Below are 273 nucleotides of genomic sequence, written 5' to 3' on the forward strand. Positions count from 1 at the left end.
CAAGAAGCAGGCGCCCTGCATCGTGTTCATCGATGAAATCGACGCGGTCGGTCGCCATCGCGGCGCCGGCATGGGCGGCGGCAACGACGAGCGCGAGCAGACGCTGAACCAGATGCTGGTCGAGATGGATGGCTTCGAGGCCAACTCGGGCGTCATCGTGATCGCCGCGACCAACCGCGCCGACGTGCTGGACAAGGCGCTGCTGCGTCCGGGCCGTTTCGACCGCCAGGTCTACGTGGGCCTGCCGGACATCCGCGGCCGCGAGCAGATCCT

Annotated in this window: 1 protein-coding gene; it reads left to right on the plus strand. The window is 67.8% G+C overall.

Features of this window, described 5'->3' with window-relative positions; translation table 11 throughout:
• The coding region (locus SB765_RS29645; protein ID WP_410932493.1) for an AAA family ATPase at window positions 1-273 on the plus strand (273 nt) is incomplete at both ends.

The organism is Pseudomonas sp. SIMBA_067 (assembly GCF_046534675.1).
In the GTDB taxonomy this organism is placed as follows: domain Bacteria; phylum Pseudomonadota; class Gammaproteobacteria; order Pseudomonadales; family Pseudomonadaceae; genus Aquipseudomonas; species Aquipseudomonas putida.